The organism is Marinobacter sp., from assembly GCF_046484525.1.
Taxonomy (GTDB): Bacteria; Pseudomonadota; Gammaproteobacteria; order Pseudomonadales; family Oleiphilaceae; genus Marinobacter.
Genome location: NZ_JAWOIS010000008.1, coordinates 18,985 through 35,374 on the forward strand (window position 1 = coordinate 18,985; position 16,390 = coordinate 35,374).

A 16,390-nucleotide genomic window follows, 5' to 3' on the forward strand; every position below is an offset into this window, starting at 1 on the left:
AACATAGCAACCGTTGCAAGTCATCTGCCGAGGTGGCGAAATTGGTAGACGCGCTAGCTTCAGGTGCTAGTGGGGGCAACCCCGTGGAGGTTCAAGTCCTCTCCTCGGCACCACTTCCTCCCCCAGAAAGTGGCCTGAAAATCCCCGAGACTCAGTGATTACATTGAACCAGCACAATTTTTTTGTGCCTGGATTTTTGTATTTTACGCACTGACCGGTCAGCGCCCGCCTCACAATTCCGACGACCACCCTTCTCAGTCAAGCTGCCCGAGCAAGTATTCCGACAGCGCCTGATAGCTGTACTCCACTTTGGCATAGGCGGAAGAAGGCGTCTCCTCGAATTCCCTTTTACACTCCCGAGCCCCGCTATAGTTGGTAAGGTAGGCCTCCCAAATCAGGTTGGGGTTGGTTGGATCAAATATTGTCAGGTAATACATCGCCCACTGAAAACCGCTCCCGGCATCCACGCTATCCAGACTCGACAAAGCCGGATCCAAGAAGGCGTACCTTAACAAGCGGCTGACCGGATTTTCGGGATCAGCACCCTGGAATTGCCGGGCATCATACTCCAGTGCCAGGCCGACAAAATTAGCAGGCTGAGGCTCGTAGCCGGTAAAGTCATAGCCATATTGATCGGTAACCACGTGATCCATGGCGGCGACCTCTGCTTCAGTGCCCCGCAGCTCGTCGCACGCAGCCCCCGTTCCGCCAAGCTCCAGTGAAGCAACCAGTGAACCATTCTCGACCAAAGTGAAGCCATCGAAATCATCTGGGGCCACCACAGGCTCAGGTTGCGGCTCCAGCCTCCGCACCAGGATGGAATCGCCCCCCTGCGGAATCTCCGCGATCAGCTCAGAGACTGCGTTTCCAGTCTTCTTCCAGCGATAGCTCACTTCCGGGTTCCCCGAAAGTTCCGTGGAGCCCGCCGAAATACCTTCATGTTCATGGCAGGTTGTAGAAGTCTCGAAATAGATCCGCTGGCCATCCCAGTCGAAGATAAGGCGCTCGTCGACCCCTTCCGCTTCATAGGCAATCCGGCTCTGGGGGGAAAGTGATACCGAGGGGCGCCACTGGCTGCCAAGCTGGTACATCAGACCATTCACATTAATCAGCCGGACAAGTTCCGGCATCGAAGGCGCGAGGCATCCTTCAGCCGATACCGACAGCAACTGCCCCGCTTCGGAATAATCAAAGAAGAGCTTGGAGGATACCATCAGGCTGGAGATACTGACCGGCAGGATCTGGTCGCTTTCGGGCGGGGCCAAAATACGCTGATGGGTGAGCAGAACCGGATCGGACAGCTCCAGCGGCACCTCCGGCAAGGTCAGATCGCCCGGGTCGACATTGGCGTAATCACCGCCGGCGGCCTCATCCACCACGGCAATCACCAAAGGGGTGTTCTGCACCAGGGATATACCGAGCAGATACGCTGCCTGCTGGGCATTTCGCAGAAAACGCTCAGTACCATCACTATCGGGCCGACTCAGCACCTCGTTGTAATCATCTGGAATCTGGCTGGCCATGAATCTGGCCAGGGCCCGGGCATAGGCATGGGCACGCTCATCGCCTGATAACACGTAATCCGCCACCAGGTTGAGACCGGCCAGACTGCCGGCGAGGTCTTCGGGGGGCTCCAGATAAGAGCCCAGGCCAAACAGGCTGCGGTAACGGGCCAGCGTGGTAAGCGGCGTGATATTCCGGACCCCGGGTGCCGCCGACATCAGAAATGCCCGAGCCACCGGCACGTCGCCGCGCCAGGTCTGCTCCAGGGTTTTACCGGGTAATGCCACTGCATAAAGAGGGTAATCCCTCGGATCCAGGTCGGGGCCGACCTCCGGCTCCAGGTCCAGCTCTGCCACATCAAGGGCGAACCCACCGCCCTGCCCGCTCATGGTGGTGGGCTCACCGGACTCGAGCACCGCCATGTTGCCGTTCTCCAGCTCGATCTCCAGCGGACCGGGAGTGTACTGGCTGTCGCCATCCATATCCAGCCACACCCGGGCATGGGTCAGGTAGCCGTCGATCACCTTCCCGGAATAGGGTGCCGGCTCGACATACTCAACCCCATCGAAGTCCCGCCCATCCACGGCCAGATCCGAAGAATCCTCATTGCATCCAGCCAGGACAAACACCGGAGCTATCAGGAAAACAGCGAGTCGTCGCATCATGTCACTAACCGTCCTCATCAAGTCTGATCAGGTACTTTAGGGGATGCGCATCAGTCGAACCTTGAAGGGGTTGGCAAATTGTAAAGTTAGGTAACACCGCCTGCACTGGTTCAGGGCGACGCTGTATCTGCGACGGCAGACCGCGCGGATCTGATCTACTATCGGGGATAACCGGAAAAACAATTCAGACGAACCTTGGCCCAAACACTATGCCGGAGAATCAGCACCAGACTGTTCACTCTCCGATCGGCTTCATCACGGAGGTCCACGGTCCGGTCGTCATCATAACCGTGGACCGCCTACCTCCATTGAGGCAGGCACTGATGGCAAAGATTGACCACGAACACTACCTTTTCGAAGTACACCAGCACCTCGACGAGCGGCATCTACGGGCTATTACCATGCATCGAACCAGCGGCCTCTACCGGGGCATGCCCGTGTTTGATACCGGCGCTCCGCTGCATGTGCCGGTTGCCCCCGACTGTCTGGGCAGGCTTCTCAATATTTTTGGTTCTCCCCTGGACGACGGCCCGCCCCTCCAAAGCCCCGATTTCCGCAATATCCACAGCCGCATCGCCCCCCTTCACCAATCCGTTGGCACCGGTGAGGTGATGCCGACCGGCATCAAGGTAATCGATCTGCTTTGCCCCTTCTTCCGGGGTGGCAAAACGGGACTCTTCGGTGGTGCGGGTGTCGGAAAAACGGTGCTGATCATGGAATTCATGCATGCAGTAGCCACGCTCCACCAGGGCGTATCGGTATTTGCGGGGGTTGGCGAACGCATCCGGGAAGGACACGAACTCTGGCATGAAATCCGTAATGCCGGTGTACTGCCCCAGACTCTGATGGTGTTCGGGCAAATGGACGAGTCACCGGGCGTCCGTTTCCGGGTAGGCCTTTCTGCCCTCACCTATGCCGAATACCTACGGGACAGCCTGCAAAAAGAGGTGCTGTTCGTCATGGACAACATTTTCCGCTTCGTCCAGGCCGGCAGTGAAGTCTCAAGTCTTCTGGGGAGGATGCCGGCGACCGTCGGTTACCAGCCCACCCTGATCACGGAAGTGGCGGAAATGGAAGACCGGATCCTGTCCACCCCCGAGGGCGCCATCACATCGGTTCAGGCCGTATACGTGCCCGCCGATGACATGACCGATCCGGCAGTCAGCGCGATTCTCAGTCACCTCGACACCACGGTCATACTATCCCGTACGCAGGCGGGCAAAGGTATCTATCCCGCTGTCGACCCACTGCTCTCGAGCAGCCACCTGATGGACCGCCAAACACTCGGTCGGCGTCATTACGACATCGCCCAGGGAGTCCGGGAGCACCTTGCCAGGTACCAGGAACTTGAGGACATCATCACCATGCTCGGTATCGAGGAACTGTCGGCCGCCGATCAGAAGGTCGTAATGCGGGCGCGCAAACTCCAGCGTTATCTGACCCAGCCCTTCTGGGCGACCGCTTCCCACACCGGAATTACAGGCACCTCAGTGCCGCTGGAGCAGACCCTGGAAGACTGTGATGGTTTTCTGTCCGGCCGTTTTGACGAGGTTCCCGAGGACCACTGTTACATGCGCGGCACCATGACCGGGGACGCGCCATGAATACCTTCAACATGAGGCTGCAGGATGCCACCCACTCGGAAGAGATTCAGGGCATCTGTTCCTTCGTCGGGGAGGATGCCTCGGGCAGCTTTGGCATCATGGCCGGCCATTCCAGGGCCCTGTTCGTTCTGACTATGGGCCTTGCCCGATTTCGGGTTGAAGACCAGAGTTGGCAGTACCTCGCCATGCCGGGAGCGGTGCTCTACTTCCGCGACAACCTGCTCACCGTGAGTACCCGCCGCTTTCTTGTGGACAGCGACTACGATCGGATCAGCGAAGCGCTAAGGCGCCAACTCCTGGCGGAGGAGGAGCAACTACACTCATTGAAGGAAAGCCTCCACAACATGGAAAACGCGGTGTTACGACGCTTATGGCAACTGGGTCGGAATGACACAGGATGAATGAACCATGCCCCAACCGGATGACCTGAGGAAGCGGGTGGAACGCCAGGCCCGTCGGATGAAGCAAGCCGAAGAGGACAGACCGACCCTGATGGCCCAGACCATCTACATCGGTACGCTCGGGCTGCTGTTTGTGCTTCCCACCGTCGGCGGCGCCTATCTGGGACACTGGCTGGACGGCCGCATGGATGGCTACTCTACCCATTGGACCATAGGCCTCATCCTGACCGGTGTGATTGTCGGGGCCATCAACGTTTATCTGTTCCTGCGGGAGTAACTGCCAGTCATGTCAACCGAATCATTGACAATTGCCCCTCTGTTCTCCGTCGGCCCGGTGGATGTTTCGGGAACGGTGGTCACTTCAGGGGTGATTACGCTGTTACTGGCTGTGTTCGGCTGGCAGATGTCCCGTCGACTGCACCTGGACCCTGGCCCGCTCCAGACGGCAATAGAGGGCATTGTGCTGACAATCGAGAAGGCGGTGGCAGAAGTTGCACCACAACATGCCCGCCAGCTGCTGCCCTTTGTTGGCAGTCTCTGGGTCTTTCTGGTAATCGCGAACCTGGTTGGACTGATCCCGGGATTTCACTCACCAACGAGTGACCTCTCTGCGACCGCTGCCCTGGCTGTGATGGTATTTCTGTCAACCCACTGGTTCGGCATCCGCATCCGGGGCTTGAGGGGCTACCTCCGGCATTACCTGAGCCCGAGCCCTATTCTTCTTCCATTCAACCTGATCAGTGAAATCACCCGCACCATCGCGCTGTCCGTCCGCCTGTTCGGCAACATGATGAGTCTGGAAATGGCAGCCTTGCTGATTCTCGTTGTTGCAGGGTTTCTGGCCCCTGTTCCAATTTTGATGCTCCATATCGTCGAAGCGCTCGTCCAGGCCTACATCTTCGGAATGCTGGCCCTGATTTACGTGGCTGGAGGGATCCAGTCACAACACTGAAAGTTTGCCTGACAAGGAGTAACGCTATGCCGGATTTATCGACCTTTACCATCGTTTCCACGGTGGCCGCTGTGTTGGGTATTTCTCTCGGGGTGATGTTGCCTGCCGTTGCCATGGGTTGGGCTATCAGTCGGGCAATGGAGGCGCTGTCCCGTCAACCCGAGGCTGAACGCTCAATCATGCGGACGCTCTTTATTGGTCTGGCAATGATCGAATCCCTGGCAATCTACGTGCTGGTCATTGTCCTGATCGTGCTGTTCCGGAATCCGTTGCTCGAATACCTGTTGCCCTGACTGCCGGACCGCCCCTGGAATCACACCAAGAGGATTCTCTAGTGGAACTGAGCTGGAGCACATTCATTCTCGAGATCATTAATTTTCTGGTTCTGGTCTGGGTCCTGAAGCACTTTTTCTACCAACCAGTGCTGGACGTAATTGCCCGGCGCCGTGCCAGCGTCGAGAAAACCATGGCCGACGCCAAAGCCCTTGAAGCAAAGGCTGAGCAGTTGCGCCAGCAATACGAGGGCCGAGTCCAAGAATGGAATGCGGAGCGGCAACAGGCACGAGACGCCTTATCAAGGGACCTCGAGAAAGAACGCGATCGCCGGATGGCGACGCTTAAAGGCGAACTGGAACAAGCCCGCGACAAGGTTCGGGCGGCGGAAGAGAACCGTCGGGCGGTGGCCAACCGTGCCGCGGAAGCATCCGCCCTCGAACATGGAGCGCGCTTCGCGACACGGATCCTGGAGCAGGCCGCAGGGCCGGAACTGGAGGCCCGTCTGATTGAGCTGTTCCTGGATGAACTGTCGCAACTGCCGGAAGAGAAGCTTCAGAGCATGCACCGACAGCAGGTCAACGCCCCCGCTACGATTTCAGTCACCACAGCCTACCCGATACCAGAGCAAAAACGCGCGCGCCTGTTGGAGGCTATCAAAGCGGTGTCAGGCTCAAATCAGTCACCCCAGTTCAGGACCGACCGCGAACTGATTGCAGGCATTCAGGTTCTCCTGGGCGCCTGGATATTGGCCGCCAACGTGCGGGATGAGCTAAAAGGTTTCAGGGAATTTGAACACGATGGATGATTCCAAGGTCAGCAGCGACAGCATCCTGGAGGCCCAGTCCCGATGGCTGGACCGCTATCATCCGGATCTTCGCATCCGGGAGTCAGGGACCGTTGTCTCGGTCGGAGATGGGATTGCCTGGATTGCCGGCCTGCCATCAGCGGCCATGGACGATGTACTTGAATTTGAGGATGGCACTCGCGCCATGGTCTTCGACATCAACGAGGACCTGCTGGGCGCCATATTACTGCATGACACAGATCGCCTGACCGCCGGCACTTCGGTATACCGTGCAGGTCACGGCCTGTCGGTTCCGGTGGGGGACAACCTGTTGGGCCGGGTCATCGACCCCCTTGGAACTCCGCTGGACGACGCACCGGCCGCCATTCCGGCCGCTTATCAGCCCATCGAAGCCACTTCTCCGCCCATGACCGCCCGGGACTTTGTCCACCAGCCCCTCTATACCGGCATAAGAACCATCGATACGATGATCCCTATCGGCAAGGGGCAGCGCCAGCTCCTGATCGGCGATGAAGGTCTGGGGCGCAGCTCCATTGCCATCGATACTGTGATCAGCCAGCGGGGGCGGAATGTCCTTTGCGTTTATGTGCTCATCGGGCAGAAACGGTCGACAGTCGTCAACACGCTGGCCACCCTCAAACGCTACGGTGCCATGGATTACACCACCGCCGTGGTGGCCGAGGCGACCGCATTGCCGGGATTACAGCATCTTGCGCCTTTCGCCGGCTGTGCAGTCGCCGAGTTCTGGATGCGCCAGGGGCACGATGTGCTGGTGGTTTACGATGACCTGTCCACGCATGCAAAAACCTATCGGGAACTCTCTCTCCTGCTACGCCGTCCTCCTGGGCGGGAGGCCTATCCCGGTGATATTTTCTCGATGCATGCACGCCTGCTTGAACGAGCTACCTGCCTGCAGGCTGCCCTCGGCGGGGGGAGTATGACGGCCCTGCCCATCGTGGAGACCCAGCAGGGAGAAATTGCCGCCTACATCCCTACCAACCTCATTTCCATTACCGATGGTCAGATCTATCTTGACCGTGATCTGTTCTCCAGCGGCTTTCGACCCGCAATCGATATTGGCCGTTCAGTGTCACGAATCGGTGGCCAGGCTCAACACAGCTGCATCAAGGATGAAGCAAAACGCATGAAACTCGATTATCTCCAGTTTCTGGAGCTGGAAGTCTTCACCCGCTTTGGCGCTCGCCTGGAGGCTACTATGGAAGCCGCCATACATCGCGGGCAGGTACTGCGGGAGATCCTCAAGCAGGACCGCCTGAGCCCCATGGAGGAGAAAGCCCAGCTGGCCTGGCTGATTGCCTTCAATGACCGGCGATTCGAGGGCATGGAGGCAACGCAGGTCACGGCAACTCTGGATACCCTGGCACGGGCTTCGTCGGAAACCACACTCGACCTTAAGAGCCCCCGGGAGTCGTGGAGCTCGGCAATAGCCGCCTGGTTGTCAGTCAGCAGCGGAGAAAAGGAACATGACGAACCGACATGAGCTGAACCTCCACCGGGAGAGCCTGGCTGACATTCGGAACATCATGAACTCCATGAAAACTCTGGCCTACATGGAGAATCGCAAGCTCGCCCGGTTCCTGGCCTCACAGAAGGCCGTCACGGAAAGCATGGAAGCGGCTGCATCAGACCTGCTGGCACACTTTCCGGATTTGCTCCCGCAGCAGCGCAGCGAACAGGATGTTCTCGTCGTCGTCGGCACTGAAAGGGGGTTCTGTGGCAGCTTCAACCAGAAGCTCACAAGGAAAATCGAGGACCTGGAGGCGAACGGCCAATACCGCCCTTCTGTCGTGGCCGTTGGCCACAAGCTACAAACTGCGTTGACGGATCACCCCCGAGTCATAGCAACCCTGGCCGGCGCAGCGGTGAGCGAGGAGATTCCGTCGTTGCTTACCCAGCTTGTTGATCGATTAACGCAACTGCAGGTTGGCGATGGTGCAATCAGCCTGTCCTGTCTCTACCACACCGATCCGGACACGATTGTGCTACGCACGCTCATCCCCCCCTTCAGGGACATTCAGCCCCGCAAACCCGATAACACCGGGCCACCCCTGATTCACCAAGCGCCAGACTTGCTGCTGGGAGAACTATCGGAAAACTACCTTCTGGCCGAACTGCACGAGATTTTCTATACCTCCCTGGGCGCCGAGAACCTGAACCGCGTCACTCACCTCGATGCGGCCGTCAAGAAGCTCGATGAGAAAGCCGAGGAGCTGGCACGAAAGTCCAACGCCCTTCGCCAGGAAGAGATTATTGAGGAAATTGAAGTGATCCTGCTGAATGCCAGCTCCCTCCCTAACGACGCAGGCACCAGCCGGAAACCCTGGGACAGGCCATGAACCCGTCCCGGGCGAAAGAGGTTTAGAAGGAACGAGCCACGATCTCTTTCATGATCTCGTTGGTTCCCGCGTAGATCCGCTGCACGCGGGAATCGGCCCAGGCACGGGCAATGGGGTATTCCCACATGTAGCCATAGCCACCGTGGAGCTGGACACACTCATCCATGACCTTGCACTGGAGATCCGTGGTGTGCTGCTTGAGCATTGCCGCCGTTGGGATATCCAGCTTCTTCTCCAGGTGCAGTTCGAGACAGCGGTCGCAAAAAACCCGCGCGGCGGTGATTTCGGCTTTCAGTTCCGCCAACTTGAAACGGGTGTTCTGGAAAGCAATCACCGGCTTGCCGAAGGCCTTACGCTCCTTGACGTAATCCAGGGTCCACTGCCAGGCAGCTTCGGCTGCCGCCACCGCAGCCAGCGCCACCTGCAGGCGCTCCGCGGGCAGCTCCTGCATCAGCTGGAAGAAGCCCTGCCCTTCCATGGAACCGAGCAGGTTTTCAGCGGGCACTTTCACGTCCTGGAAGAACAGCTCCGAGGTATCCTGGGCCTTCATCCCCACCTTGTTCAGGTTTTGCCCCTTCTCGAAACCTTCCCACGCGGCTTCCACCAATAGCAGGCTTGTGCCCTTGGCCCCCTCCTTCGGATCGGTCTTGGCCACAACAATCACCAGGTCCGCCAGCTGGCCGTTGGTGATGAAGGTCTTGGAGCCGTTCAGAGTATAGTGATCCCCGTTTTTGATGGCGGTGGTTTTGACGCCCTGCAGGTCGGAACCGGCGCCAGGCTCAGTCATGGCAATGGCACCGATCATCTCACCGGAGACCAGTTTGGGTAGATATTTCTGCTTCTGCTCCTCCGAGCCGTAATTCAGGATGTAGGGAGCCACAATGTCCGAATGCAGACCCCATCCGATACCGGACAGGCCGGCACGGGAGATTTCCTCGATGACAACGGCGCTATAGCGGAAATCCGCCCCCACGCCGCCATACTCTTCCGGCATGGTCGGGCACAGGAAACCCAGCTCACCGGCCTTCTGCCAAAGTTCACGGCTGACCTGGCCATCTTTCTCCCACTGATCATGGTAGGGCGCAGCTTCCTGTTCCAGGAACTTGCGAACGGAATCGCGGAAGCCTTCCAGGTCGGCGTCGAAAATGGTACGTGGAATCATGGTGAACCTCGGTGAATGACGTGTATTGTGATAGTCGTTCACCAAGTCTCGGTCGGTGGCCCGTTTCGCTCAATGATGAAAACCATCAATCGCGCTGGCCAAAACCATCGGCCGGAAGTCGCTTCAGCGGGGCTGTTTCGCCTCAACCCGGGCCTCACCCCAGCGGGGCATCAGGTCCTGAGGCAGATTCAGGTGGTCCAACAGGCGGGCGACAACAAAATCCACCAGGTCTTCCACGGATTGCGGCTTGTGATAGAAACCGGGGCTCGCCGGCATGACCACCGCCCCCATACGGGTAAGGCGCAACATGTTCTCCAGGTGCACTTCCGAGTAGGGCGCCTCCCGGGGCACCAGAATCAGCTGCCGCCGTTCCTTCAGGGCGACATCCCCTGCCCGCTCGATCAGATTATTGCTCGCACCCGTGGCCAGGGCCGACAGGGTTCCGGTACTGCAGGGGCAGATCACCAGGGGGGCCTTTTCGCCGGAACCGGAGGCCGGCGGCGCAAACCAGTCCTCCCGACCAAAGACCAGGACCTGACCCGGCTCAGCACTGGAAAATTCTGTCAGGCATTCCTGCATGGCCCGTGGCGACCCCGGCAGTTTCAGGTCCGTCTCGGTGGCAATAACCACCTGGGCGGCCCGGCTTACCATGACATGCACACGGGTTCCGGCCGCCACCAGGCATTGCAGCAGACGCAACGCGTACTGGGCGCCGGAAGCGCCGGTAATCGCCAGGTTTACGGTTCGCGGTGCCGGAGCGGGCGTGGTCATTCTTGCTTTTCCCCAAGGGTTGTAAGGGCAGGAAGGTCAGCCACGAATACGTTCGAGTTCCGCCACCAGTTTGCCGTGAATCCCGCCAAAACCGCCATTGCTCATGATAACAATGTGGCAGGGGCTCGGCAGGCCGTCCAGTACTCGCCCGATGAGGTCTTCGACCGAGGACTCAACCCGATGCAGGTCATTATCCTCGTTATCGGCCTGCCAGGCGCCGACCAGCTCCTGCAGCCAGTCCATGTCATTCAGGTTGGCCCAAAGGACCCGGTCCGCCAGCTCCGCACTGGCCAGCAGGTTGTCCCGGTGCACACCCTGTTTCATGGTGTTGGAACGGGGCTCGATCAACGCCAGGATCGGCTCCTCCCCTACCCGGTTGCGCAGCCCCTCCAGGGTGGTGGCAATGGCGGTGGGGTGATGGGCAAAATCATCGTAGACCCTCACGCCACCGACATCCGCCAGCAGTTCCATCCGGCGCTTGACCCCCGAGAACCGGCACAATGCGGCAACGGCATGATCCGGGGTGACGCCAACATGCCGGGCGGCGGCTATAGCCGCCAGGGCATTACGGACATTGTGCATGCCGGTCTGGTCCCATTTCAGGGTAGCCACCGGCTGCTCGTGGTGAATCACCATGAACCGGCTGCCGTCTTCTGACAACAGCTCGGCACGCCAGTCCGCCGTGCGGGTAACCTCGCTGCCGATGGCCGTGTCCTGCACCGGGCTCCAGCAGCCCATCGCCAAAGCGTTGTCCAGATGTGGATCCACCGCCGGGCGAACGATCAGGCCGCGGGAGGGCACAGTGCGCACCAGGTGATGGAACTGGCGCTCGATTGCTTCGACGTTGTCGAAGATATCGGCGTGGTCGAATTCCAGGTTGTTCAGGATCAGTGTGTGTGGCCGGTAATGGATAAACTTCGAACGCTTGTCGAAGAAGGCGCTGTCGTATTCGTCAGCCTCGATCACGAAGAAATCACTGTTTCCCAGCCGGGCAGAGACCGGAAAATCCAGGGGCACACCGCCCACCAGGTAACCGGGTTCGAAACCGGCCTGCTCAAGGATCCACAGCAGCATCGACGTGGTGGTGGTCTTGCCGTGGGTACCGGCCACCGCCATGACCCAGCGGTGACGCAGCACTTCCCGGGCCAGCCACTCGGGGCCGGACATGTAGTCGATGTTAAGGTTGAGCACCTCCTCCACCTCGGCGTTGCCCCGGGACATGGCATTGCCGATGAGCACCAGGTCAGGCTTCGGATTCAGATGCTCGGCACTGTACCCCTCCATCAGGCTGATTCCCTGGCTTTCCAGCTGGGTGCTCATGGGCGGGTAGACGCCCTGGTCCGAGCCGGTGACCGTGTGGCCGAGCTCACGCGCCAGCACAGCCAGGCTGCCCATAAAGGTGCCACAGATTCCGAGAATGTGAATATGCATTCGGCGTTCGACCTCTCCGTTGAAACCTGCAAAGCCTCCCTTATACGCCGCAAGGCGTCAAGGCCCGCGCTATCCGCAATCCTGCTCATGAAAATCCCGGGCGTTTGGCGTATCATCTGCGCCATTGTCGAACCAGCAGGAGGCTTCAGCCCGAGATGGCTATCAAGAACGCTTTTTACGCCCAATCCGGCGGTGTCACCGCCGTCATTAATGCCAGCGCCTGTGGCGTCATCCAGACCGCCCGCAAGCATCCGGACAAGATCGGCAAGGTGTTTGCCGGCCGCAATGGCATTATCGGGGCGCTCAGGGAAGAACTGATTGATACCAGCCTCGAGAGCGACGAGGCAATCCAGGCGTTGATCCATACCCCGGGCGGGGCGTTCGGCTCCTGCCGCCACAAGCTCAAGAACATCTCCGAAAACCGGGCCGAGTACGAACGCCTGATTGAAGTGTTCCGCGCCCACGACATAGGCTACTTCTTCTACAACGGTGGCGGTGATTCCCAGGATACCGCCTACAAGGTCTCCCAGATCGCCGACAAGATGGGCTACCCCATCACCTGCATCGGTGTGCCCAAGACCGTGGATAACGACCTGCCCTTCACCGACTGCTGCCCCGGCTTTGGCTCGGTCGCCAAGTACATTGCCACCTCCACCCTGGAAGCCAGCCTGGACATCAAGTCCATGTGCGAAAGCTCCACCAAGGTGTTCATCCTGGAAGTGATGGGGCGCCATGCGGGCTGGATTGCCGCTTCCGGCGGCCTGGCTGGCCAGGGCGAGGGTGAGCCGCCCCACATCATCCTGTTCCCGGAAATCCCGTTCGATCGGGAAGCCTTCCTGGCCCGTGTCGATCAGTGCGTGAAGGATTATGGCTATTGCGTAGTTGTTGCCTCCGAGGGAGCCCAGTACGAGGACGGCCGCTTCCTGGCCGACGCCGGTGCCAAGGATGCCTTCGGCCACACCCAGCTCGGCGGAGTGGCCCCGGCTCTCGCCAACATGGTCAAGCAGGCCCTGGGCCACAAATATCACTGGGCCGTTGCCGACTATCTCCAGCGCAGCGCCCGCCACATCGCTTCTGCCACCGACGTGGAACAGGCCTATGCGGTTGGCAAGGCCGCGGTGGAAATGGCGATTGCCGGCAAGCAGGCGCTGATGCCGACCATTGTCCGCGAGCAGGCCAAACCCTATCGGTGGAAGATCGGGGAAGCCAACCTCAGCGAGGTGGCGAATCAGGAGAAGAAAATGCCGATCCACTACATCACCGATGACGGATTCGGCATTACTCAGGATTGTCGTGACTACCTGGAACCACTGATCTACGGTGAGAGCTTCCCTCCGTTTGAAAATGGCCTGCCGAAAGTGGCGAAGCTGAAGAACCAGCTGGTAGAGAAGAAACTCAAGACCGAGTTCAAGATCTGACCATCAGCCAACAACAAAAAACCGCCCGGGGTTGAAGCCGGGCGGTTTTTTTATGCCTGGAACTCAGCCCTAGCGGGTTGACGCCGCCTCGTGTTCACGCACATAGGCGTAAAACTCGTCGAAACCACCGATATGCTGCTGGCCGACAAAAATCTGTGGCACAGTGTGTACCGGCTTGCCAATCTTGTCCGCGATGTCAGCCTTGGAGATACCCTTTTCGATCATGTCGATCCAGGTATACGGCAACTGCATGGATTCACACAGGCCTTTTGCCCGAACACAAAAACCACAACCCGAACGGCCATAAATCGTGACCTGCTCCATAAAACCTCCTGCAACGGTATAAAACCGGGATGAGAACAAACCTGCCGAAAGATTACTGGAAAGGCAAGAGAGAATAAAAATTGATGGTTTGCATGGCAACCACAGTACGTAACCATACCGACAGGACCGGCATCCGGCATTGAATTCGGTCAAGACGGGGAAATGATTTGGTCTATCTGACGCTTTTTCTGACTGCCTTCGCCGCAGCGACACTGCTACCGGCGTACTCCGAGGTGCTGCTGGGCACCCTGGTGACCCAGGGGTATTCCTGGTGGTGGCTGTGGTTCTGGGCCACCGTGGGCAACACCCTGGGTTCTGTGGTGAACGGCATCATCGGGCGCCAGGTGGACCGTTTCAAACACAAACGCTGGTTTCCTGTGAGTGAACTGCAGCTGCACAAGGCCCGGAACCGGTTCAACCGTTATGGCCAGTGGTCCCTGTTGCTGGGATGGCTGCCACTGGGAGGCGACGCGCTCACTCTGGTGGGCGGCATCATGCGGGTACCCTGGCTGAACTTCGTGATACTTGTGGCCATAGGCAAGGGCGCACGCTACGCCTTTGTGCTCTGGCTGGTGGCAGAGGCATCCGGCGTATCTTCACCTTCACCGTAAAGGTACTTGCGTAACAGGAGTTCGCCATTGAATTCCGAGTGCAGCACGGCAATGAATGTGTAGACACCAATCAGTTTCCGGTTCAGGAACACAAACTCCTTGGGGGGCACCCGGAAGTACCGGCTGATGGCAGAACGCGCCGCCTGCCGGGCCACCCGGGACGGCAGGTCACTCTGTTTCCACCGATACTGGCCTTGACTGTTGACGGCGTACTCCGGCCATTCGAACTGGTCTTTCGCCAAGGGCTCGAGTACCGACATACAGACCTTACCGAATTTCTCCAGCACTTCCCGCGGCCAGTCCAGACTCATGAAACGAAGCTTTATTCCACCATCGATCACCGCTTCGAGGTCCTGCTCGTAGGAAGCCCGGATCATCTGGATGACCGGGGCGAGAAACTCGTCGGAGTAGGATTGCACCGCGCCAAAGTCCAGCAGGACAATCCGGTCATAGCCCGGATCCTCACCTTCTTCGCCGGCAATGCGGATACGATAGTTGCCGAAGTTGGGATCCGTCTGGATCTCGCCCCAGACGAACAGCTCGCGAAAAAACAGCTCCAGGGCTGCCTCGCCAAGGACACTACGCCGCTCGAGCGACAGCTCGCGAACCGCCCGGGAACCCACCGAGTGGCCATGCTCATAGGTCGAGGCGATCACATGGGCCGTAGAGTATTCCTGCAACACCCTGGGCACAATGAAACGGGGGTCGGACACCAGCATGGTCCGGAACTTCTCCGTGGTGCGGGCTTCCAGACGATAATCCACCTCCCGGTGCATCATCTCCCTAACTTCCTCGAGCCAGTCATTGAATTCCGGCCCGAAGCTGACCAGGCGCGCCACTTTCAGCAGCTGCGCCACCGCATTCAGATCGCTGTCGACAGCATCCGCAACGCCCGGGTACTGGACTTTCAGCACCAGCTCCAGACCGTCACTGCGCCGGACAGCGCGGTGTACCTGACCCAGCGAGGCGGCGCCGATAGGCTCGGGATCCACTTCCAGTTCCGCCAGCCGGTTGCTGCCCAGCTCCTCTTTGAGCACTCGCTCGATCGCCGGCCACTCCAGGGAGGTGGTCTGGTCTTCAAGAGTGTGCAGGGCCTCGGTGACCTCTTCCGGCAGGAAATGTTCGCCATACAGCGCCATCACCTGCCCGATTTTCACCACACTGCCTTTCAGACGCCCGAGCTCGTCCACCAGGAACCGGGCCTGATTGGACAGCATGGCCCGGTGCCGCTCCTTCCGCTTATCCTTGCTGCTGAACCAGTTGGTTGCCATATGGGAGGCCATACGGGTACCAGCCGTGAGTCCGGCCCGGGTCAGGCTCAGCCTGCGCTCAAAGCTGCCGGTCTTGATGCGGGAAACTTTTGCTCCTGGACGCTTGGATGACATGGACAACCTGTGGGTGTCGGGAAATTTGAGCCGTCTGCCAGCTGTTCATTCCATTATACGGATACAGTGAAAACCTATCCTCACCGATTCGACTCCGTTTTTTCGGCCTGCCGGCCAATGCCGGCGACGCAGCAAGCTGCGCCTGTTCAGACTGGCCTCGGAGTGTGAATTCGCCGCCAAGCATGATGCCCTGACCGGCCTGGCGAACCGGCGGGAGGCCCTCTTGAGCAAGCGGATACCGAGTACCAGAGTTACCTGCAAAGCCAGCAGCCGTTATCGGTCACACTGATGGATATCGATCTGTTCAAGGGCATCAACGACCAGTACGGTCACCATACCGGAGACGAGTTGATCAGAATGGTCGCTCGAATCCTGCGGGAGCAATGCAGGAAAGTCGATACCGTAGCCCGCTGGGGTGGCGAGGAATGCCTGGCCCCGTTGCCAGAGACCGGGCCAGACGAAGCCCTGGAGGCCGCCCGATGTATCCATGCCACCGTCAACCGACGGCGGTCACCAGCCCTTACGCGCTAGTGTCCCGTCTGGTTAATTCGCTGACCTACTGCGTGGCGCTGGGGACCCTGGCCAAGGCGCCAGTGCGCAGGTGTGGTGGTTCCACATCAAGTGCTGGCAACACCGGTCAGGGGCCCCAGCGCCGCGCCCTTCGGGAGCCACTGAGAGCCTTGATAGCTGCGTTGCTCTGACTCGATTTGGAACCACCAAACCTT

General features: G+C 59.2%; 17 protein-coding genes and 1 tRNA gene. 12 read left to right on the forward strand and 6 right to left on the reverse strand.

The features are described 5' to 3' along the window. The first annotated feature begins 26 nt into the window (after positions 1-26). Positions 27-113 (forward strand) — tRNA-Leu (locus R6W86_RS01470). 141 nt (positions 114-254) lie between these two features. Here the strand turns inward: R6W86_RS01470 and R6W86_RS01475 are convergent. Next, positions 255-2,168: a hypothetical protein gene (locus R6W86_RS01475; protein ID WP_410327626.1), complete on the reverse strand. Its 1,914-nt coding sequence runs from the start codon at positions 2,166-2,168 to the stop codon at positions 255-257. Between the two features lie 209 nt (positions 2,169-2,377). On the opposite strand from R6W86_RS01475, the gene atpD reads away from it, so the two are divergent. Genes atpD through R6W86_RS01515 form a run of 8 tightly spaced genes read left to right on the forward strand, consistent with a single transcriptional unit; the run spans position 2,378 to position 8,563 of the window. Then, entirely contained in the window at positions 2,378-3,772 is a 1,395-nt protein-coding gene (gene atpD / locus R6W86_RS01480) for a F0F1 ATP synthase subunit beta (RefSeq protein WP_410327627.1), read from the forward strand. After that, complete coding sequence (locus tag R6W86_RS01485) at positions 3,769-4,173, forward strand: F0F1 ATP synthase subunit epsilon (protein WP_410327628.1); 405 nt, start codon at positions 3,769-3,771, stop codon at positions 4,171-4,173. The genes atpD and R6W86_RS01485 overlap by 4 nt, the downstream gene beginning before the upstream one ends. Before the next feature lie 7 nt (positions 4,174-4,180). After that, positions 4,181-4,450: an AtpZ/AtpI family protein gene (locus tag R6W86_RS01490; RefSeq protein WP_410327629.1), complete on the forward strand. Its 270-nt coding sequence runs from the start codon at positions 4,181-4,183 to the stop codon at positions 4,448-4,450. Positions 4,451-4,459: 9 nt separating this feature from the next. Beyond that, positions 4,460-5,125 (forward strand): F0F1 ATP synthase subunit A, encoded by a 666-nt coding sequence (locus tag R6W86_RS01495; RefSeq protein WP_410327630.1) that lies wholly within the window; start codon positions 4,460-4,462, stop codon positions 5,123-5,125. 26 nt (positions 5,126-5,151) lie between these two features. Continuing rightward, positions 5,152-5,418 (forward strand): ATP synthase F0 subunit C, encoded by a 267-nt coding sequence (gene atpE / locus R6W86_RS01500; protein WP_410327631.1) that lies wholly within the window; start codon positions 5,152-5,154, stop codon positions 5,416-5,418. A gap of 41 nt (positions 5,419-5,459) precedes the next feature. Next, entirely contained in the window at positions 5,460-6,206 is a 747-nt protein-coding gene (locus R6W86_RS01505) for a F0F1 ATP synthase subunit delta (RefSeq protein WP_410327632.1), read from the forward strand. After that, positions 6,199-7,707 (forward strand): F0F1 ATP synthase subunit alpha, encoded by a 1,509-nt coding sequence (locus R6W86_RS01510; protein ID WP_410327633.1) that lies wholly within the window; start codon positions 6,199-6,201, stop codon positions 7,705-7,707. The genes R6W86_RS01505 and R6W86_RS01510 overlap by 8 nt, the downstream gene beginning before the upstream one ends. Beyond that, on the forward strand, positions 7,691-8,563 hold the full coding sequence (locus R6W86_RS01515) for a F0F1 ATP synthase subunit gamma (protein WP_410327634.1): 873 nt from the start codon (positions 7,691-7,693) through the stop codon (positions 8,561-8,563). The genes R6W86_RS01510 and R6W86_RS01515 overlap by 17 nt, the downstream gene beginning before the upstream one ends. 22 nt (positions 8,564-8,585) lie before the next feature. Here R6W86_RS01515 and R6W86_RS01520 read toward each other — a convergent pair whose 3' ends face one another. The 3 genes from R6W86_RS01520 to mpl form a co-directional block, all read right to left on the reverse strand. After that, positions 8,586-9,725: an acyl-CoA dehydrogenase family protein gene (locus R6W86_RS01520; RefSeq protein ID WP_410327635.1), complete on the reverse strand. Its 1,140-nt coding sequence runs from the start codon at positions 9,723-9,725 to the stop codon at positions 8,586-8,588. Between the two features lie 123 nt (positions 9,726-9,848). Further along, on the reverse strand, positions 9,849-10,496 hold the full coding sequence (locus R6W86_RS01525) for a flavin prenyltransferase UbiX (protein ID WP_410327636.1): 648 nt from the start codon (positions 10,494-10,496) through the stop codon (positions 9,849-9,851). A gap of 36 nt (positions 10,497-10,532) precedes the next feature. Beyond that, a complete protein-coding gene (gene mpl, locus R6W86_RS01530; protein ID WP_410327637.1) occupies positions 10,533-11,927 on the reverse strand; it encodes a UDP-N-acetylmuramate:L-alanyl-gamma-D-glutamyl-meso-diaminopimelate ligase in 1,395 nt (464 codons plus the stop codon). 155 nt (positions 11,928-12,082) lie between these two features. Here mpl and R6W86_RS01535 point away from each other — a divergent pair, with 155 nt between their 5' ends. Next, on the forward strand, positions 12,083-13,345 hold the full coding sequence (locus R6W86_RS01535) for a 6-phosphofructokinase (protein ID WP_372987853.1): 1,263 nt from the start codon (positions 12,083-12,085) through the stop codon (positions 13,343-13,345). 69 nt (positions 13,346-13,414) lie between these two features. On the opposite strand, the gene R6W86_RS01540 is transcribed toward R6W86_RS01535, so the two are convergent. After that, positions 13,415-13,669, reverse strand: a complete 255-nt coding sequence (locus R6W86_RS01540) for a GrxA family glutaredoxin (RefSeq protein WP_410327638.1) — start codon at positions 13,667-13,669, stop codon at positions 13,415-13,417. 167 nt (positions 13,670-13,836) lie between these two features. On the opposite strand from R6W86_RS01540, the gene R6W86_RS01545 reads away from it, so the two are divergent. After that, positions 13,837-14,280, forward strand: a complete 444-nt coding sequence (locus tag R6W86_RS01545) for a YqaA family protein (RefSeq protein ID WP_410327639.1) — start codon at positions 13,837-13,839, stop codon at positions 14,278-14,280. On the opposite strand, the gene R6W86_RS01550 is transcribed toward R6W86_RS01545, so the two are convergent. Continuing rightward, entirely contained in the window at positions 14,220-15,665 is a 1,446-nt protein-coding gene (locus R6W86_RS01550) for an ABC1 kinase family protein (RefSeq protein ID WP_410327640.1), read from the reverse strand. The two genes, R6W86_RS01545 and R6W86_RS01550, sit on opposite strands and share 61 nt — an antisense overlap. 285 nt (positions 15,666-15,950) lie before the next feature. Between R6W86_RS01550 and R6W86_RS01555 the strand changes: the two genes are divergently transcribed. Next, on the forward strand, positions 15,951-16,196 hold the full coding sequence (locus R6W86_RS01555) for a GGDEF domain-containing protein (RefSeq protein ID WP_410327641.1): 246 nt from the start codon (positions 15,951-15,953) through the stop codon (positions 16,194-16,196). Positions 16,197-16,390 lie beyond the last annotated feature (194 nt).